Below are 20796 nucleotides of genomic sequence, written 5' to 3'. Positions count from 1 at the left end.
TTATCTTAAGTATACATAGCCGGCTTGTGGCTTTGTGTTTGGTTCGTTTAATTCAATCACGTAAAAGTATGTGCCGGTAGGTAGCAAACCTGTGGTCGAGGTAAGTCCAACATTACTTGTACCATCCCAAGATGCAGAGTTATTATCTCCTTCCCATACTTTTTGACCGTATCTAGTAAAAATAGAAATTTTATGATTTTCATAAACATTTTTTAACCCAGAAACGATGAACGTATCATTTAATCCGTCGTTATTAGGCGTTACTACGTTAAACACCTCTATTGGACAGTTTTCTACTTGTAAATTCAGTTGAGAAATGTTAAAACAGTTGTCGTTTTCGACTCTAATAAAAATACTTTCAGGATTGGAAACATTTCTATAAATCATATTACTATTTATAGAGTTACTTCCATTTGTCGCATCTTCCCTTGAGGTATGAAAGGAAACGATTTGATCGCTTCTATCCGAAATAAGATCAGCAATTTCGCTTAGATCAAATGAAGCTGTATCAAAACCTTCATCACATTTAGTGATTTGATCAGGAATGCTATTAGTAACTACGTTTGGATATACTTGTATTTCTTTTTCTAAATCAATTGTTTGAGTAGGCGTTTGAATGGTTACTCGTACTGTAAAAGTACCTACTTGAGAAAAAGTGTGTGTAGGGCTAAGATTGATAGATGAGTTGTTTGTTCCACTTGCAGGATCGCCAAAATCCCATGTAATACTATCAATTTGAGCTGAAGTTTGAACGGTAAATAAATGATTTTCACCAAAACAATGATCCTCAGCTACTATTTCTCCTGAAATTAAAAAACTTTGGACAAATATCGGTAATCCGTATATCGCAAACGAGTTTTGGGATAACTGAAAATCATTAAATCTATAATCGGCCGAGATACCTGAAAAATTAGGAGCATTGATTACACTAAGCGCATTTTGATTAATCCGACTGTGATAAATTTTGTTATCCGGACCTAGCTGTAAAGCTCCTCTGAAAGTTACTAAATTATCTTCATAAACAACTGTCCTTGAGTTTGCTATATTATTTGATGTTAAATCAAATTGTAGTATTTGACCATTAACAAATTCAAAAGTTTGAGTAGTTGATGGGTTCATAAAATCGACTTCGGCATATAAAAATTGACCATTGCTTGAAAACTCTACACCGTAAAAGGAACCACCATCGGCTTTGGTCATTAACGGTTGTGGATTGGATACTATACCAGTGGTATTGTCAAAATCATACAGGTATAATTCTCCGCCGTTTGTGTAGGCGATACTACGTGCTTCTAATAGGGTAGTGGTATTTGAAAAATCTGATAAAGTATTATTTGAAAAATGAGCAGCTACTAATTTGTCACCTCTAGGATTAACCTTAATATAGCCTCGCATTGCAGCAACGTCAATATTTGTAAGATTTGTATTTACAAGCTCTATAAACGGTGATACTATGGATACTACAGGTGTTGTGGTCAATCCGCTAGATGTTAATTCATAACTAAAGAATTTGTCTTCGAATTGAGTAATTATCCAAAAACCTGTTCCGCTTGAATTAGAAATTGCAGTAAGTTTCTCTGAGGTAAGTGCTAGTAAATTTATATTTTTTTCTGTGATGATAACATCACCATCACCGTTATTCAAACTTAGATCTACTACCGAATAAAAGAATCCTTCATTATTACGATATAAGATGTCATCCGTGTCTACCGTAAAAACATAAAACCTAGTTGAACTTCCTGGTTGTGGTACAATTATCGCGCTACTGGTGCTGCTGGAATTACCTTTGAGTCCTGTACCATTAGGCATTAAATTATGATTACGGTCATAGATTACACTTCCATCAGTATAGAATAGAAGGTTTCCTTGATTGTCAGATATTGTTGCACAACCTTCTCCTGTAACTAGTTGACCATCATTGAGAGCGGTAACAGTGTTGTTACTGAAATTAATACCAGCGTTAATACCAAAATACCAATTGTTAGATTGTAATTGCGCTTTCGCGAAAGCGAAACAACAACAAATAAGTAGAAAGGATAAATGCTGTTTCATAGCATTTAAAGATAGCCTTTTTTACCTTTTCAAGGAGAAGTGGCTAGAAAATTGCGTACCATCCATAAGTGTCGCAGTGAACCAATAGTCACTAGACGGTAGAGGATTACCGTTAAATGTTCCATCCCAGCCTACACTTTCTGGTGAGATTTGTTTTAACAATTTTCCAAATCGATCGTAGATAAAAATTGTGGAATTAGGTTCAAACACAGTATTAACACCTATTAATTGCCAGTAATCATTAAAACTATCACCATTTGGTGTGAAAAACCTAGGGTATCCCACAATACTGAAATCTTTTCTAGTTACACCACAGCCGTTTTTATCTCGTACATATAAGGTATAAAAGCCTGGTTCAATGTCTGTAAATATTGGACTATCCTGATAAGGAGTTAAAATATCAATACTGTACTCGTAATCACCTAATCCGCTAGCTACAACCTCCATAGATCCTGAACTATTAGTACCAGCATGATTGATAATTAAATTATCAATTGTTGCTGGTTCACTTATAACTACAGTAACAATACGTTGTGATGAGCAGCCTTCGGCATTAGTAACGGTTACCGTATAATCTCCACCAGTCGAAACTAGTATTTCATTTGTAGTCTCACCGTTACTCCATGAATAAGTAAAATCATCAGGATTTCCAGAGATGAGCCCTGCATCTATTGAGAGCGGTTGTGGATCATTACCACAATATTCAAATAATGCCTGTGGTTCAATATTAGGTAAAGCATTTACTATAAGTTCTACTTCACTAATTCCGTAACAGTTCCCATCAGGAGATTCGGCTCTCGCAAAAATGGTTTGTGAAAAAGGTGTCGTATTAGTAAACGGACTGGTTAACGGATTCTGCTCTGTAAGTGCATCATCTGTAGTTTCGTAATAATTCACTGTAACATCAGCTGGAGCGTTGGTTAAAACATCGCTATCGGCTAGGGTTAGTGTAAAATCTGCTATTCCATCATTAGATAGGTCATCACATGCTTGTAAAGTGGTGTCTTGCGCATCGCTTGCACTTACTCTTAATGTAACTTGAGATGTTGAATAACATCCTGTCACATCATTAGTCACACGTGCGTAAACTATCTCGGCAGGAGTAGTATTAGTATAACTTGTTGTGTCTAATGGATTTGTGTTTGAATCTGCATTGGACTGAGTACTGTGGTAGGAAACTGTAACATCATTTGCATTGTTTGATATAGCATCGCTAAAACTATCAAAACTAAAGGTAGTTCTTCCATCAGGGATACCATCTTCATCACATTGAAATGCATCAAAATCAATAGCTTCTGGTTTGTCTTGCACTATAAGATTGAAAGATTGGGAAGTATCTGCACAGGTAGAGTTGTTTCTATTTTCTAACCTCACATAAACTGTTTCTAAAAACGGAGTGTTATTGGTGTATGGACTGCTTATTGGATTGGATCCTAAGTCTGCATCACCTTGTGAAGTATGAAAAGTAATTTCAAAATCAGTACTACTTTGATTTCCGAGTATTAAAGAGTTAATAGAGGTGAGATCAAATTGTTGGATTCCGTCAAAATCGTCATCACAAACTTCTATGTCTTGAACAGCTTGAATTACAGGTTGTTGAAAAATATTAACATCGAATGAGGTCGTGTCAAAACATTCGGTATTATTACGGTTATAGATACGAACATATATAGTTTCTGAAGAAGCATTAACGGTATATGGACTTGATAATTCATTTACATTGTCAATCGCATTTTGTTGACTCGTAAAATACCTTACGTTGAAAGTCGTGGCATCTTGAGTTCCTAAAATTATAGGAGTCACATCTGTATCTAAGTCTAAAGTTTCGTTTCCATTATTGTCTAGATCACAAATATCTTGATCTACAACATTATTTGCAGTTGGAGAATCAAAAATCTCTACTGTTTTTCTATATGTTCTAGATGCACCACCAGTAGTTAGAGTAAGCGTAACTTGATATACACCAGGTGTAGTATAAACATTGGTCCCTATGGTTTGGGACGACGTGTTACCATCTCCAAAATCCCAAAGAACACTATCAGGTAAATTATCGGTTTCAAATGTAAATTCTGTCGTGTCACCTAGACAAGTATTTTCAACATCAATCAGTGCAAAAAAGCTTTGAATGAATGGAGGCAGACCTTGTGTAGACAGTCGCCCAGAAAGTGCAATTGCGTCGGCCACAAAATTACAACCTGTACCTCTTACATTGGGATTATTAATGACGCTTAAAAAAGGTCTCCCGTTATCATAGGTGTCTGATGTGGTTCTATATATTTTCCCATCAATTCCTAATTGCATCGAGTTACGGTAACCTTGCCTTGTGTCTAATAATATTTCTGATCCTGGAATATTAGGTGCATTAAGGTCGTATTGAAACAATGATGTTGAATAAGCGGTAGGATTATTCCCTGAAGCATTATTTAAGGTTGAGATATACAGTAAACTACTATCTGGAGAAAATTCAACACCATAACCAAGGTTATCGCTTGAAGCAAAATTGAATCGTCTCTCATTACTCAAGGTACCAGTGGTCTGATCAAAATCATAGATGTAAGTTCCACCTACCATGTTGCAGGATACTAAATATTGTCCATCTGGTGATACTTTGATGTTACCTCTAGGGTCTGTCACTGATGTTGTAAAGGTAGACCTTACAGGAACTGGATCAACACCAGTTGGAGTCACTTTATAAGTGTAAAAAGTATTAAAGTTTCCACTTGCACCGTTTTGATTTGCATAAACAATAATAAAAATTTCATCATTGGTTGCATGATTAATAGCGGTGAGTTTTTCAGAGGTTCTACGTAAAAGATTGTTTGGAGTATTTAAATTGGTAGTAACAGCACCTTGTCCTAGATTCAAGGACATGTCCACTTCATACCAGTGAAATCCAGTATTAGCATCACTACCTACTTGAGTGTCGACTGTGAAAATGTAGTAAATGTCAGAATCTTGAGGTTTGGGTATGATAATCGCACTTTGAGTACTTGATGGATCTCCTAAAAGTCCATTACCATTTTGCATTACTCCATGATTTCTATCATATACAGTGATACCATCCGTATAAAATAAGAGGTTTCCTTGTGCGTCGCTTATACTCGCGCAACCTTCATTTGTACTGAGCTGTCCATTAACTAAAGGAGTAACTGTATTTGAAACAGGATCAAATCGTAAACCTGCATTAAATCCAAAATACCAATTTGAAGCTTCTAATTGTGCATAAACACTGGTGTTTATAAATAAAAATAGCACAATAAAAAAAGCGGAATAAATATTTTTCAATTTCATCCCGCTAAAATAACATCCAAAAAGTTAATATTTTACAAATCCCTGCGCTTTAATAAGGCAAAACTCCAATATACAAACAGTCCAGACCAGATAAGTACTGAGATTACGTCTAACCATTCAATATCGTAGGTGAATTCTAGACCTTCTATAGGAATTTGACTAGTGGTAGATTTGACCAAGTCAATTTTAGTAAAAGGTTGTTTGATTAAATTACTCATGGCATTTAATGGCAATATGTGAACAAGGTAACCATCGTAGATGTTCCAATCATAGTAGGTATCCAGTCCTTTTGCAACTGCATTAATAATACTTTCAAATATGTAGTAAACAAATACCAGCCCTAGGGCAAAGGCACCACGTTTCACCAAAATTCCCGCGAATAGGCAGAAGGTGAAAAAGACTAAGTGAGCTAGAAAAAATCCACCTAGATAACCCATTTGAGAAAATATTATTGATGGTTCATCAAAATCAGAGTAAATTAATCCAAGTATTAATGATGCCAAAAAGACAATAACTGTGGCTGTAAGAGCTAGTACAATAGTGAAGTACACTTTGGATAACAACAATTCTTTTTTACTTAATCCATCGATAAGATTTTGTTTGAGTGTTCTATTGCTATACTCACTTGCAGTAAGTGAAACTATCACAATCGCAATAAAGACTTTTAGAAAACTAGCAAAATATGTACTTAAATGCCATACTAGGGGAAAATTAAAAAGACCTAAATCGCTAAGAGCATATTTTTCACCATTTATAGTAATGGGAATAATACCGGTAAGCATTAAGACTACAATAATCGTTAGGTAAATAATGGTTAAAACCTTACTGCTTTTACTGTGTTTGAATTTATGAAATTCTATATCGAGTAATCGTAACATATTCTATTGGTTAGTTTTTGGTTAATTCTAGGAATTGATCTTCTAGGCTTTGTTTCTTAAAGGCAAGTTCAGTTAAAACAATACCCTTTTCAAAAGCCTCTTTATTGATTTGGGCTGTCGTTACCGGACTGGATAGTTTTACTTCTAGTAAGTTATCTTGTTCAATCAATTCTGCGACAAACGATTTTTCATTTAGGAAACTACGTAATTGAGCAATATTTTCAGAACTTAAGAATATAGAACCGTGATTTTGAACCATCTGATCAACTCTGCCTTGATACAGCATATTTCCTTGTCGTAATACAATAACGTGAGAACAAACCTTTTCAACCTCGTCTAATAAATGAGAGGCCAGCAAAATTGTAGTGCCAGATTTTGCAATATGTTTTATAAGGTCTCTAATCTGTCTTATTCCTTGAGGATCCAGACCATTAGTAGGTTCGTCTAAAATTAAAATTTCTGGATTATTCAATAAAGCACTCGCAATTGCAAGTCTTTGTTTCATACCTAAAGAATAGGTTTTGAAGGGACTATGCTTTCGCGAAAGCAAACCTACCAAATCAAGTGTTTCATCAATTCTATCATAAGCAACACCTTTAATTTTACAAACCAACGTTAAATTTTGCACAGCATTCATTGATGGGTAAAAATTAGGTCTTTCTATAATAGCGCCTATTTTTTTTAATGCATCATGGGTAGACATGCTACCGTCAAACCATTTGTATGAGCCACTTGTTGGATTCACAACGTTAAGGACCATTCCCAACGTAGTACTTTTACCGCTACCATTTGGGCCTAGTATACCATAGACGTTACCTTTCTCTATTTTAAAGGAGACTTTATTTACTGCTGTAAGCGCTCCGTAATTTTTATGAAGATGATTTACTTCAAGAATGTTTTTCATATAGAAGTTATTTTGGTTATTTTATCTGACTGAAAAAAAATTGATTTGTAACAAACAATGAGCGAAAATATAGCTACAGAAAAATTATTATCACGTAAAAAGCCTACTTATCCCATTGACGACGCACTATTTGGGTATGTGAAAAAATATCATAGGTATACAAATATTCCAGTTTCCTATGACGATTTACTCAGATTTCAAGGTTCAATAAGTGTGTATAATAAAGATGATGAAGATACATTATGGGTACGATGTTATTATCCAGATCATGAGCGTGATATGATAGATAATTATCTTAAAAGAGTTTATGATATTTTATACAGTGATGGGAAAGACAAAACTTTGGACTATTTAAATATAGATGCCATTGACTTTTGCACCTTTGGTAATACTAAACCCTTTAGAATAAAAGTACGTAATGTATTAAACGACAGTTTCACTTATTTCTATGTAAAAAAAGCCGATGCAAGTAGGGTATACGGGCTAGAAATTGAACACTTATTATCACCACACCGTATAAGCTTTTTAGTGCACGACGACACTTTGATTGAAGAGCATATTGCTGGTATTCCGGGTGATGAATTTATTAAGGATTATCTAGAACGTTGTGATCGTTTAGAAAAAACTCAAATAGCTAAAGAGTTTGTGAAATTCAATGAACGATGTACTATTAGATTGTTAGGAGACATGCGTGCTTACAATTACGTGGTCATTCCTACCCATGATTTTGATAGAGTAAGTTTTACCATAAGAGCTATAGATTTTGATCAACAGTCCTATGAAGGAAATTTAAAAGTTTATAGACCTCAATTCTTCAAAGAGAATTTTCCTATGGTGGATAATGTAAGCAAGCATCTTAAATTAGAAAGTGTAGAACAGTATAGGAAAGAAGAAAGATCCCTAATTGCCAAACGATTGACAAATACTCAAACACGTTTTAGACAACTCATGAAATGCATGAAGCAGGATGAGATTACGACCAAGGCGAAGCTTAAATCATTAAAAGCTGATTTGCATAACTTCACTGGTGATATAAAGTTTAAAAAATCAAGAACAATGGGTGGTGTGTTGAATACTGCGCTAGACTTTGTAGTCAGAAACTACAAAACCTAGCGTGTAGAGGTTCTCAATCTTATTAAAGTAAGCAAAATTACCGCCACAGATAATCCAATACCTAAAAAAGGATTTTGATTAGTGGACCAGCTTAGATCTGCATAGTTGATTTTGGTAACATTGAGGATTGCAAAAGCAAGTGCTGCAATTAAGAGAATTAAAAGTGGTGCCTTTGCTCTCATGTGATTATTTCTTTTCCTCTCTATTAAAGTACACTAGGTAGTAATACATTTGTCTTTCTTCGTCCCAGCCTTTTTCAATAAATTTCTCAGCGCTATCAGGATTAGTAAAATCCATTTTTATTTGCACATGAGTGTCAAGATTAATCACGTTTTTGATTCCTTTACGCGCTTGTGTAACAGCGGTATTTGATATAGGAAACTCTGATACATCTTCAATACTATACTTTGGTCCTTTTTCAACCTTAAAATTCTTAAACTCAGGTATTAATTCTGGATTTTCAAGGGTGTCATTTAAAAAGGCAGTTTCTTCAAAATTATCATTTTTTGCAAAGTGGTTAACAGCTCTATTTAAGAACATCACCTCTTCCTTTTTATCCTCGGCAGGTAGTACGACCTCTTTGGCAAAGTCTTGACAAAACTTCAAGTACTTTTTAGTAAAGAAGTTTTCATCTTCAAAAACGTCCACACCTAAAAAGCTCTCTAGCCAATATTTTGCATCATATCGATTGCTGTCTACACTTAAAATTTTGTATCCGTTTTCTTCTGCAACATTAAAAATGATAGCTCCTTTATCCAGTTTGTTAAGATTAACACCTTGTTGTAGGATCATTTCCAGTTCAATATCGCCTTCTTCAAACTGTAAAAAGTCTTGTTTAAGTTCACTTTTAAATATACCTATGGCATCAGTTTTCTGATTATCTACCATTACATTGTCAAAGTAACACACGTACAACTCACCGCTACGTATATGTGGATGAACCGACTGCTCATACAGGTGTTTTGCAATTTCCTTACTTTTATCTAGAAGGATTGCAGGTGTTGAGAATATCGCTTTCGCGAAAGCGTACATATCATGAAAATCGAGATCAGTATCATGATAAAAGCTATAATAAGCTTCTTCTTTACTACGAAATGGCTTTAAGAAATATTCTTTTAATAAAGAGTGCATCTCATCATCTAAAAGAGTAGATTTTGAAGAAGTATAAAGCAGTTCGCCTTTATTTTTGTTACCTATACGATGAATCGCTAGGTCCTCTATACGTGTATTGTAAAGATTAATCATATACTAGTAAAGTTCATAGTCATCAAAAGATTCCTCATCATAATAATCGTCATCATCATTGAGGTCATCATCGTCTAGATCGTTATCAAATCTAGGGTCAGCTTCAAAATTTCTATCTGGTGCTTCATCTGGTAATTCTCCCATTGCAAAAAGTACTCTAGGGTATTGTTCACCATCCTCGGCCTGATCTATATCAACAAGAGTTATCATGAAGGTCCACATGCTCAAAAAATCGTAGATATAGATAAGGTTGGGTTTTTGTTTACTCAATGCCTGATCTATAGTGGTGTCTTCCATTTTCTTGACAGGTTCCATACCACCGCTCATATCAAATAGACAATATTCTTGCCCTTGATTCCACTCATCGTCGGTTTCATAAAAGCTAGCCATCTCATCACCTTGAAGTTGAAATGACTGGTGAATGATATTGTGAAAGTCTTCTAGTGTACTAGTTGCTGGTATTTCAAGATCTCTCAAAACATCATCGGCGCTGTCTAGTATCACTCTAATTTTATAAATCATGTGTAACTTTTAAAGGGCTTCAAAGATAAAATTATTTACAAGTATCCTTAAGATTTTAACGTCATAAATTATGAACGATAATGAACGGTTCTTAAACGCATCCAAAGATAAAATTGCACTCCTAAAATAATAGATGCTAGCACTAAATGTGATGCCTGTGAGCCAAATGGGAAGTCAACGTAATTCATTAATACTCCACCAATAATAGTTAAAATAAAAAGGACAGCTAGCCAGTAGTAATAATTACGAGGATGTTTGTAAAAACGTACTGCTTTATAAATAAAATATCCATGTAGTAGTACCAATAGAATGGAATAACTCCTGTGTATTAAAAATACTAACGGTGCATTATTTTCTAGCCATGTACTTTTTACAGGATAACCAAAAATATCTATTTGATGATCGATGTACTGCCTTACTTGTGTTCCTAGTGCTACTTGAATTAATGTGAGAACGATAAGCACCAAAGCGAATTGATGCCATTTACCCTTATGAGCATATTTGTTATCCACTGGCTGCACTTCGTGCAATAAATATATAAGCAGTCCTACAATAAGTAATGCCACTATCATATGTATGGTGATGAGTAGCGGTGATAGGTTTGTGTCCACTACTATTTTTCCGATAACGGCTTGTACAAGCATAGCTAATAAGGCAACGGCGGTGAGAATGGTGATGTATTTCTTTTTTCTGAAAAACTGAAAAGAAATAATAGTTGCTATCAATACTACTAGTCCACCTAATGCACCTATTAGCCTATTGATATATTCTGTCCAAGTATGATACTTATTAAATATACTGTAATCGTGTTTTGTGTAAGGTTCCCAATTATCGGCATTGTAAGAATTTGATGAAGTAAAATCTTTCTTTGCAACCCTTAAGCTTTCATCAACGATAATGACCATCCCTTCTTCGTATGAGGTCAACGGTTGAAAATCTAGTTGAGCTCGATCAGTAGGTGGTATTAAATATCCGAAGCATTTAGGCCAATCTGGACATCCCATTCCAGATCCAGTCATTCTAACTACTGCGCCAGCCACGATTATGAGGTATATTACGACAATACTTAATCGTAACCACTTGCGATATGTTTTTTCGGTGAATATATTTTTCATAAAGAAATTCCTAGCACAAAAATACTTCACAAGAATTAAGCTGAAGTATTTTATTTAAGAAGTCTATTTACTTGGAAGTTCTTACAAAAAAAATGGAGCATGAGCTCCATTTTTCATATCCATTCCCCATCATGGATATTAATGCAAAAAAAATGATTTCCCCTACAAAATCAAAAAAATATTTTGCCTTCTAAAATAATTTTTCCTCTAGGATTTTTGTAGATATCTAACGGATTTTTGTTAAAATACTTGTTTTTACGATTAATTGAGTGTGTTCATTACTCATTTGATTAACAATTATCTACTTACTTCATTAGGAAAGACAACTATACTTTCTGTTCCATCGGCAGCAACAGCTGCAACACCAAAGTAATAATTATCAATGACTATACCTTCTAAAGTATAGTTGTTGGTGTTTCCTACAAATCGACTGTGGTCCCATGTAGGACTTGTGGTGTCTCTCCAATAAATTTTATAACCAACCGCATTAGGAACTTTACTCCATTCTAACCTAGCACTAGCTTCAACCATTCCACCAATTTTCACGGTCTTTGGTGGAGCAGGAGCCCAAGCTAGTTGCGCAAGGTTGATAGCGTTTACTGCGGTTAATTTTTTGGCATATGGAAAGTTTACATGCTTTACAACATCGCCATATTCAATTCCATTCTCAGTTCTAATATCTTGATGTTGTTGTGTGTAGTTCTCATGAGCTTCCATAATCCTAATTCCTGGAAAACCTAAGTCATTAAAGGGTCTATGGTGTCCACCACGTCCAAACCTATCCAGTCTATAAATCATCATAGGATTCATTTCCGGCATATAACTTTTCACGGAATTATGAATATACCTAGCAAGCTGTCTAGAATGTCCGTCGACTTCACCTCCGTAAAACCTTCTTAAACGTTTAGTTCTCTCATCATCGGTGACGTTGGTAGGTTCACTAAAAATCCTAAAACTTCTATTATCTATGACACCATCTACACCTTTAATATTACCTATCATGTCATTATTAAGAATTCCTAAAACATTCCAATCATTATCCTTGGCATATCGTGCAAGCCCTGCACCACCAAATAATCCTTGTTCTTCTCCGCTAAGACCAACATAAACGATGCTGTTTGCAAACTTTCGTTTGCTTAGTACTCGTGCAGCCTCAATTGTTCCTGCCATTCCGCTAGCATTATCATTAGCACCTGGAGCGTCGGTTGTGAAGTCCATAGTATCACTTGCTCTTGAATCAATATCACCGCTCATAATCACAAAATTGTTAGGTTGTGATGTACCTCTTTGAATAGCAACAACGTTTACAACCCAAGCGTCTTTTGGTACGCGACTACCCATTTCTTTAGTAACATAATCTCTTTGATAAAATACTTCTAGACATCCACCGCATTCTGCAGATATCTTATCAAACTCGGCTTTTATCCATCTTCTTGCAGCACCTATACCACGTGTATTACTCAATGTATCAGAAAACGTGTTTCTAGTTCCAAAACCTGCTAATTTTTTCACATCATTCTCAATACGTTTTTCACTTACTTCATCAATGATTGAATATAAATCTTGTTGGTGGTCACTAGGTACTTGCGCAGTGGCAAAAAGTCCTAATAATGCTATTATTATGTATCGCATATAGTTAAAAATTAAAAACCCTTATTCCTAAATATTTAATTAAGAATAAGGGTTTTGAGTTAGATTAATAGTTACTGATTGGAACGTTGTGGTTTTTCACCAAATTTTTTCATGTAACGCTCGTATAATTCAGTTTGATGAGAATTCAATGAGATATCTCTTCCATCAATAAAGGCTCTTGTAAGTTGATTTCCTCTCATGTCTAGAGCATCGCCTTTTGAAATAAATAGCGTTGCACTTTTACCTTCTTCTAGACTACCGTACTCTTTATCAATTCCTAAAATTTGAGCAGGAGTAAGTGTGATCATTTTAAGGGCTTGTTCCTTATCCATACCATAACCAGCAACAGTTCCAGCGTAGAATGGAAAATTACGCGTTTGATGACGTTCCATATCCCCAGAATTTTCAAGTGCAACGGTTACACCAGCTTTTGCAAGTAAATATGGGAATTTATAAGGCATATCATAGTCTGAATCTTCACGTGCTGGTAAATCGTGAACTCTACCTGCAAGCACAGGAATGTTATGCTGTTTAAGAAGATCTGTCACATTTTGCGCTCCTTGAGCTCCAACTAAAACTGGTTTCTTAATGTTGTTCTTTTTTATAAAAGTAACTACATCTCGTATTGATTTTTCACCGTTCACGTGAAAATAGAACCTTCCATTTCCATTTAACTCTTCTCTCATGGCTTCAAACTTTAAGTTTGATTCATTGTCTTGAGTCATGTTGTGTGCCACAGCATCGTTAAAAAAGTCTTGTAATTCAATGATGTTTTCGTCATACTTTTTATTAGGTTCAATAGGACCAGGGTTGTACCAGCTACCTGATCTACTAAAACTACTAGGCCAGTTTATATGGATGCCTTCGTCCATTGATATGACTGCATCTTCCCAATTCCACGCGTCTAATTGTACTACACTGGATTGACCAGAAATTCTTCCGCCACGAGGCACTACTTGAGCTATTAAAACTCCATTAGGTCTCATTGATTCGACTACTCGACTTTCTGCATTGTAAGCTATTATACTACGTATGTGTGGATTGTACACACCGATTTCACGTTGATCAACACTGGCTTTCACTGCATCTACTTCGACAAGTCCTAGGGTACTATTCATGGCTATAATTCCTGGATAGACGTGCATACCGCTAGCCTGGATTACCTCACCTACAGGATCGATACGTACTACACGTGCATCTGCTACGGCTGTTATTACACCTTTATCGACGATAATAACAGAATTTTCAATTACTTCACCATTACCTATATGAGCAGTTGCGTTCATAATAGTAAAGGATTTTTTTATGCTTGCCGGAGTTTGTTGTGCACTCACCGCTACGGTAAAAAGAGCACAAAAAGCTATCACTAAGTTTTTCATTTTTTTCAATTTACCAGTTAATGGTTTCACATTCATACAATTCTTTTTCTCGCTTTTTAGGGGTTTGCGTTTTCATTCCCTTATTTTTTGCTTCTATCATCTCGTTTACGAGTTGTTGTCTTTCTTTTTTTATGCTTTCGCGAAAGCGTAAATCATTTTCCTTGCTAAAGAAAATAATACCATCAATCATAGTATAATCTGCACTTGCTGTTACACTCATAGGATGATCGTTCCAAAGTACCAAGTCGGCATCTTTACCTACTTTGATACTTCCTGTACGGTCGTCAATATGTAAAAGTTTTGCAGGGTTTAGGGTAACAAACTTCCAAGCATCTTCCTCACTTACATTCCCATATTTAACGGCTTTGGCCGCTTCTTGGTTTAATCTACGTGACATTTCTGCATCGTCTGAATTAAAAGCTGTAACAACTCCTTGAGAATGCATGATCGCACCGTTGTAAGGTATGGCGTCGTTTACTTCATATTTGTAAGCCCACCAGTCACTAAAGGTTGAACCACCTACACCGTGCTCGGCCATTTTATCGGCTACTTTATAACCTTCTAGAATATGGGTAAAAGTATTTACTCTAAATCCGTGACGTTCGGCTAATTTCATAAGCATATTAATCTCGCTTTGTACGTAAGAATGACATGAAATAAATCGCTCTTTATTCAAGATTTCTAGCATTACTTCCATTTCCTCGTCGTATCTAAATGAATCTGTTCCTTTAGTTTTTTCGTATTCTCTTGCTCTTGTGAAGTAATCTTCAAAGACTTGTTCAACACCCATACGACTTTGTGGAAATCTGGTACCGTTTTGATAACGAGATTGTTTAACGTTTTCACCTAATGCAAATTTGATGAACTTAGGTGAGTTTTCTAAGATCATTTCATCGGCAGGATAACCCCATTTAGGTTTAATAATAGCGCTACGACCACCTATAGGATTTGCACTACCATGTAATAGTTGCATGGTGGTAACTCCACCAGCTAGGTCTCTATATAGATTTATATCTTCATGATCTACTACATCCTCAATAGTAACCTCGGCAGTGCTATTGTGACCAGCTTCATTAACTCCATTGTCTATAGCAATATGACTGTGTTCATCGATAATACCACTAGTAAGGTGTTTACCTGTTGCATCAATTACACGTGCTCTTCCTGCATTTAAATTTGTTCCAATTTTTGCAATTTTACCATCTTTTACAAGTACATCGGTATTTTTTAATATACCATCATCCTCGTTTGTCCAAACTGTAGCATTACGATATAGAATTGTTTCTTGCTGTGGTCTTTGTGAAGCTCCATAAGCTAGGTTAGGGTAGGTGAGTGCACCTAAACTTTTAATTTCCTTATCCTTATTGTCTTCTTCTTTTTCTTGGTCTTCTTCTTTTTCTTCAGTAGAAGATGCTACAAGAGTAACTGGCAAAGTATCACCACTAGGTAAATGTACAGTTCCCGTAAGATCTTTACCATCGGGTTGTACCACTATACGTGAATAGCTTTTATCATCACTGTCCTTTTGAGTCATCATTAAATTAAGCCATTGTCCATCAAAACTTGATTTACTACCTAACTTTAAGGTATCAATTTTAATAGTGGCTTTTTTACCATCTCCAGAAACAACAATCTTGTATTCATCACCATTCAAGGTGGTCGTGTAGGTTCCATCTACGTTTGGCGTATGACGATTTTTAATGATGTGTTTTGATCCTTGCACCCAATTTTCAAATATTTTTGTTTCCTTATCAAACAAAGGACCAGAGGTCATAATAAAATTTGCAAGTTTTCCTTTTTCTAGAGAACCTACAAGATCATCAGCTTTTAGTATACGTGCTGGTGTTAAAGTAAGGGCTTGTAGGATATCTTCTTCACTTAAACCATACTCCATTGCTTGACGTATATTCTCATGAAGTTTTTTAACATCTTTAAGGCCATGTGCTGTTATTGAGAACGTGATGTTATTCTCTTTAAGCACTTTAAGATTTGCAGGCGACTGTTTCCATTCTCTCATATCTCCCAGACTTACGTACCACTCTTGATAAGGATTTGAAACGTCATAAGCGTCAGGAAAATTTATAGGAACGATAAGAGATGCGTTTGTATTTTTAATCTCACGTATCATTTCATAAGCATCTTCACCACCTACAATTACAAATTGTTTTCCAACTAAATCACCTACTTTATCAACTCTTAAAATATTTTTTTTATCACCAGCTTCAATTATTTGAGTAAGGTTCTTGTTTTTTATGAGAGCCTCTAAAGAGAGATCTCTAGTGTTTGAGTTTCCTTTTTCATACCAATTTGCATCAAAATGAGCTTGTCTAAGTAAGGCAAGGGTTCCCATAAGTGAAGTAGGGTAGGCTTGATTAGTTTGAACACTGCGATCTAGAGAAAAATGCTCTGCATTTTCTCCACGCAAAATTCGATTACCATCGTCACCATTATTATTTAAGGCAACTAACATTCCAGTACCACGAGCAATACCATCATGTAAGTGAGTTTGCACTGTTCCATAACCAGCTTCTAAAAGCTTTTTGGCAGCCTTTTCATCGTACTTGAAATAATCAATAGCATTTTGTTCTGCTCTTATGTGATCATTCCAATAGTATCCTTTGCGACCTTCATCATATTGTTGTGAGCGACTGCGTTCCGCTCGGCTTGGTTTTTCCATAGAAAAATCACCATAAGCTTCGACAAATGAAGGATAAATATGATTCCCATTTGCATCTTCTATAACGGCATCCTTAGGTATGGATACATTTTTACCTATGCTTTGAATTTTACCATCCTTTATAAGAATAGTTGCATTTTTGATGACATCACCTGTTCCTGTGTGAACAGTAGCGTTTGTAATTGCTCTTGAAACATTATTTACAGCGCTTATATCATCGTTGTTAGGGAAATATTCTTGTGAATGCCCAATAAAACACCACAAGAAGAAAAGGAAAAGAATTTTTTTCATCTTTTAAGACTGATTATTATGATATAAATTTTTGTTAAGGCTTAAAGATAGTTGAGCCGTTGCTAAATAAAAGTTAAAACTATTAGTAGTAATTCACTAGTAATGCAACTACATAATTGTAGGTGTCAATTCCTTTAGGTTGATTATTAACTTTTAAATAGGAATCATAGACAGAATGTGAAACCTTTTCCACCAATCCATCTTGATATGCTTTCCAAAAATCTCTTAATTCTTGATAGTTTTTGAAAATACCTGGTTTAATTTCTTTAGCTACCATCGCATACTTTTCAGGATCTCTCAAATACAAATCATTCAAACAAAATTTAAGGGCGTATAAACTAGCACTGTATTGAAAATGACGATCAGGATGTTTTAATCCAGCATCAATAGCTATAAGATTTGCTTCGTTTTCTTTGGCAAACCCTAATTGATGAGCCATTTCATGCAAGCATAGCACTGGAGTCTTGTATGCGTTTATCCAGCCATTAATTTGAGCTTCTCCTGTCAATGGATTTAAATAACCACTGTAGCCCATATAAGTAAGTGGTACTGTGAGCAAGGATTTTTTCAAACTTACGTTTGAATACTTTATCCTAGTATTATTTAGGTGGTAATTCTCAAAAGCCATAGGTGCCATATTCATCCAAACCATTTGGTCGTTTCCAAAATCTACTTTTAGAGAATCGTTGTCTTGGATTGATTCATGTAACTTATTGCTAAGCTCAATGAAATCTTTAGTCACCTCGAGTAACTGCTCTGTAGAATAATCTTCTTCAATTTCCAGTATTTCGTGCATGGGTAATCGATAGTAATTAAAACCCCAAGCCATATGAAAATAAAAAATAATAACATTAAGCGTTATTAAGATCTTTGCAACTTGTTTACCTATTTTTCTTTTAAGAATCGGATTGTTTACGGAATTCTTATCCTTAATGAAATATAGAATTTTGGTTATCAACTTAATGATCCACTTAATAAGCAAAAGGATAAGCAATAAATAGATAAAATCACCAAAGGAAAAGGGAATCCAGCCTAGTCCTATGCGCATAGCATCTGCTATAAAGGGATAGATACCGTTGCTGTAGTAAACCTCGATAAAATTATTTGCATATTTTAACCCGAAAAATACCATAAACTGGCCAACGAGTATGACACTATATAATAGAATTTTTGCTTTGACTTTCATCCGGTACTAAAGTAAACTATTCCTAGGTAAGCTGGCTTTTAATTGTTTATTTTAGCATTAAATTCAAGTTATGACACAACGTAAAAGAAACCCTAAAATTGGAATATTATTAGCGATACTATTTGTGGGATTTGGTTCATGGCGCTTAGTAGATTATTTTTTCTATGATCAAAATATTCCAACATGGCGTTTAGCATTTTCTGCTATTTTCATCATCTACGGTCTATTCTTGGCCTATTCAGCTTTTACAAAAAATGAATAAAAAGAATTACACCTTGTTTCTTAACCTAGCCTTCATTGTTATAGGTGGTTATAAGCTATACCAGCATTTTATTGACGGCGTTGAACTACCTACTTATCAAATAGTGCTAGCCGGATTTCTAGTTCTTATGGGTTTTTATCAATTAATAATGCTCAATAGAAATTTTAAAAAACCAGAATAATTAATGGTACTTATTCAGGTTATTTAGATTTGCGTAAGTGATATTCAATTTCTTTTATCCATTCCTCGCGATCATTTACAGTAAATAGATATTGTTTATCCTGGGTATGAACTATAAATTGATTTTTAATCCATCTAAACTTGTGAGTTGGTTCTATATTACGAATGTCAGAAAACCGGATATTATGTTGACCAGCTTGAAAATTTACTTTATGACTTTTAAAAATCAAACCTAGGTTGGTTATTAAAAGCTTTCCACCAACCATCTCATATTTTTTCTTAAAGTTTGCTGGACCTTGGGCTATAATTTCTTCTTCATGTTCAAGAGTAGGTTGAGACTTTTTGTTCCAGCCTTTTCCCATTTTTATCATGATTGTAGGAAATACAAAAGTGAAGAACAGAGCAAAAAAGAAGGCGTTAAATAAAATGTATTGCCACGTGAATAAATCTTTATCCATGTAATATGTCATGAGCGCCATAATACCACCGTAAGTAATCGAGGTAAATAAAAAGATAACTAGTCTAACTTTCCAGTTTGCTTTGTATTTTATACCTATCTCCTTAATCGCCATATAAGGTTATATACTCATTTTCAGGTTACCCATTTTAATCGCTACCACTGCCGCTTCAGACCCTTTATTGCCGTGAACGCCACCGCTGCGAGCAACAGATTGCTCGTGAGTATCATCTGTAAGCACACAAAAAACTACAGGGATATTAGTGCTATTTAAATTTAAATCTTTTATTCCTTGCGTCACTCCTTGACATACAAAATCAAAATGAGCAGTTTCACCACGAATCACACTACCTATAGCAATAATAACATCCAATTGCTTTTTAAGATTGCGTTCTTTCATAGGATAGGTGCTCTTTTGCATTTGAGAACAACCGTAAATAAGTTCAAATGAACCAGGGACATTCATTCTAAAAATACGCTCTTCATCCACGCCGCAATCTAGGAGTGTTTCATACGCACCTTTAAATAGGTTTTCGGTAATATCATCGTTCCATTCACTTACTACAATCCCTACTCGCAGTTCACTAGAATCTGGTAGTTCATTTTTATCGTATTCTGAAAGGTTTTTTCCTGCTGTTGCCATGGTTACAAATTTGTGACGGTAAAAATACAGTCGGTTTGATAGTTACTTAGTTAAATTAACTAAAAAAGCCGTCGTAGAAAAGTGTTCTGCGACGGCCTTTAGGTAGTTTAAAATACACTAGTTTTTTGATGCTCTAGCTTGAGCTAATAAAACTTGTGCTGTAGTTTTTTCATCAGACTCTGGGAATTCTGATTCAATTTTTTCTAATGCATCAACTGCTGTACTATTATCTCCTGCTTGTAGAGCAGCCTGTGCAGCTTTTAATAAGTACTTAGGTGATGTGAATTCATTTGATTCTATTTCTGCAGCCTCTAGGTAGTAAGGAATAGCTTGTTCTGCTTGATTAGCTTGTACTAGAGCATCTGCGATACCGGCCTTAGCAAGAGATGCAAGTACAGAACCGTTACCATCGTATTCAGATAAATAATCGATAGCTTTTTGATATTTGTCGCCACCTATGTTCAGGTAAGCCATTCCCGCTTTATAGTTAGCTATGTTAGCAGCATCAGTACCAGCGTATTCCTCAGCTATTTTGGCATATCCGTATTTACCATTTACACCTTCTATAGAAAGCATGAATAGCGAGTCTTTTTCTTGAGTGCTAGTTGAGTTCATTGCTAGGTCAAAGTACTTGTCAGCCTCTTTACTTTCAACGATAGCTTCATCGGCTTTAGGCGCCATAACAAAATTGTTGTAAGCCCAGTATCCTAATGCTACAAGAGCAGCTACACCAACGATAGCAAAAATGATATTTTGATTTTTACTTACCCATTCTTCAGTTTTACTCGCACCTTCATCTAGGGTACTAAAAACTTCGGCAGTAGTAGATTCACTCTCGTCAAAGATTTCTTCTACTTCATTATCAATCTTTTCTTTCTTCGTTTTAGGTTTATATCCGCGCTTATTATACGTTGCCATAATTTGATTGTTAAACGCGCAAAAATATAACAATTCTGCAATTATAAAAAC

The 20796-nt window shown here is 35.2% G+C and carries 18 protein-coding genes; 3 read left to right on the top strand and 15 right to left on the bottom strand.

All coding sequences use genetic code 11. The features are described from left to right. The 4 genes from AAT17_RS02535 to AAT17_RS02520 are packed head-to-tail and all read right to left on the bottom strand — an operon-like array spanning position 1 to position 7125. A complete protein-coding gene (locus AAT17_RS02535) occupies positions 1–2052 on the bottom strand; it encodes a gliding motility-associated C-terminal domain-containing protein (RefSeq protein WP_060522817.1) in 2052 nt (683 codons plus the stop codon). Positions 2053–2073: 21 nt separating this feature from the next. Further along, positions 2074–5343, bottom strand: a complete 3270-nt coding sequence (locus AAT17_RS02530) for a T9SS type B sorting domain-containing protein (RefSeq protein WP_060522816.1) — start codon at positions 5341–5343, stop codon at positions 2074–2076. A 32-nt stretch (positions 5344–5375) separates the two neighbouring features. Continuing rightward, positions 5376–6221 (bottom strand): ABC transporter permease, encoded by an 846-nt coding sequence (locus AAT17_RS02525; protein ID WP_060522815.1) that lies wholly within the window; start codon positions 6219–6221, stop codon positions 5376–5378. Between the two features lie 10 nt (positions 6222–6231). Beyond that, on the bottom strand, positions 6232–7125 hold the full coding sequence (locus AAT17_RS02520) for an ABC transporter ATP-binding protein (RefSeq protein ID WP_060522814.1): 894 nt from the start codon (positions 7123–7125) through the stop codon (positions 6232–6234). Between the two features lie 57 nt (positions 7126–7182). On the opposite strand from AAT17_RS02520, the gene AAT17_RS02515 reads away from it, so the two are divergent. Continuing rightward, the gene (locus AAT17_RS02515) at positions 7183–8238 is read left to right on the top strand and encodes a hypothetical protein (RefSeq protein WP_042278399.1); all 1056 of its coding nucleotides are present in this window, start codon (positions 7183–7185) and stop codon (positions 8236–8238) included. Here AAT17_RS02515 and AAT17_RS02510 read toward each other — a convergent pair. From AAT17_RS02510 to AAT17_RS02475, 8 genes are all read right to left on the bottom strand, one after another. Next, complete coding sequence (locus AAT17_RS02510; protein ID WP_060522813.1) at positions 8235–8420, bottom strand: hypothetical protein; 186 nt, start codon at positions 8418–8420, stop codon at positions 8235–8237. The two genes, AAT17_RS02515 and AAT17_RS02510, sit on opposite strands and share 4 nt — an antisense overlap. Positions 8421–8424: 4 nt before the next feature. Continuing rightward, the gene (locus AAT17_RS02505; RefSeq protein ID WP_042278402.1) at positions 8425–9483 is read right to left on the bottom strand and encodes a nucleoid-associated protein; all 1059 of its coding nucleotides are present in this window, start codon (positions 9481–9483) and stop codon (positions 8425–8427) included. 3 nt (positions 9484–9486) lie between these two features. Further along, entirely contained in the window at positions 9487–10005 is a 519-nt protein-coding gene (locus tag AAT17_RS02500; protein ID WP_060522812.1) for a hypothetical protein, read from the bottom strand. Positions 10006–10073: 68 nt separating this feature from the next. Further along, positions 10074–11120: a heme A synthase gene (locus AAT17_RS02495; RefSeq protein ID WP_060522811.1), complete on the bottom strand. Its 1047-nt coding sequence runs from the start codon at positions 11118–11120 to the stop codon at positions 10074–10076. Between the two features lie 297 nt (positions 11121–11417). Then, positions 11418–12752 (bottom strand): M28 family peptidase, encoded by a 1335-nt coding sequence (locus AAT17_RS02490; RefSeq protein ID WP_060522810.1) that lies wholly within the window; start codon positions 12750–12752, stop codon positions 11418–11420. Positions 12753–12823: 71 nt separating this feature from the next. Next, positions 12824–14131, bottom strand: a complete 1308-nt coding sequence (locus AAT17_RS02485) for an amidohydrolase family protein (RefSeq protein WP_060524948.1) — start codon at positions 14129–14131, stop codon at positions 12824–12826. A 10-nt stretch (positions 14132–14141) separates the two neighbouring features. After that, the gene (locus AAT17_RS02480) at positions 14142–17099 is read right to left on the bottom strand and encodes an amidohydrolase family protein (protein WP_060522809.1); all 2958 of its coding nucleotides are present in this window, start codon (positions 17097–17099) and stop codon (positions 14142–14144) included. An 82-nt stretch (positions 17100–17181) separates the two neighbouring features. After that, on the bottom strand, positions 17182–18285 hold the full coding sequence (locus tag AAT17_RS02475) for a DUF3810 domain-containing protein (RefSeq protein WP_060522808.1): 1104 nt from the start codon (positions 18283–18285) through the stop codon (positions 17182–17184). Positions 18286–18355: 70 nt separating this feature from the next. Between AAT17_RS02475 and AAT17_RS02470 the strand changes: the two genes are divergently transcribed. Both AAT17_RS02470 and AAT17_RS02465 read left to right on the top strand, forming a co-directional pair. Then, on the top strand, positions 18356–18547 hold the full coding sequence (locus AAT17_RS02470; protein WP_042278414.1) for a hypothetical protein: 192 nt from the start codon (positions 18356–18358) through the stop codon (positions 18545–18547). Further along, on the top strand, positions 18540–18728 hold the full coding sequence (locus tag AAT17_RS02465) for a hypothetical protein (RefSeq protein WP_060522807.1): 189 nt from the start codon (positions 18540–18542) through the stop codon (positions 18726–18728). The genes AAT17_RS02470 and AAT17_RS02465 overlap by 8 nt, the downstream gene beginning before the upstream one ends. Positions 18729–18747: 19 nt before the next feature. Here AAT17_RS02465 and AAT17_RS02460 read toward each other — a convergent pair whose 3' ends face one another. The 3 genes from AAT17_RS02460 to AAT17_RS02450 form a co-directional block, all read right to left on the bottom strand. Then, positions 18748–19299 (bottom strand): GRAM domain-containing protein, encoded by a 552-nt coding sequence (locus tag AAT17_RS02460; RefSeq protein ID WP_060522806.1) that lies wholly within the window; start codon positions 19297–19299, stop codon positions 18748–18750. 6 nt (positions 19300–19305) lie between these two features. Further along, positions 19306–19827 (bottom strand): 6,7-dimethyl-8-ribityllumazine synthase, encoded by a 522-nt coding sequence (gene ribH, locus AAT17_RS02455; protein ID WP_042278418.1) that lies wholly within the window; start codon positions 19825–19827, stop codon positions 19306–19308. A gap of 117 nt (positions 19828–19944) precedes the next feature. Next, entirely contained in the window at positions 19945–20745 is an 801-nt protein-coding gene (locus AAT17_RS02450) for a tol-pal system YbgF family protein (protein ID WP_042278420.1), read from the bottom strand. Between the last annotated feature and the right edge of the window lie 51 nt (positions 20746–20796).

It is taken from the genome of Nonlabens sp. MIC269 (assembly GCF_001430865.1).
In the GTDB taxonomy this organism is placed as follows: Bacteria; Bacteroidota; Bacteroidia; order Flavobacteriales; family Flavobacteriaceae; genus Nonlabens; species Nonlabens tegetincola.
The sequence above is the reverse complement of the archived record's forward strand: the minus strand, read 5'-3'. Positions and strand labels throughout refer to the sequence as shown.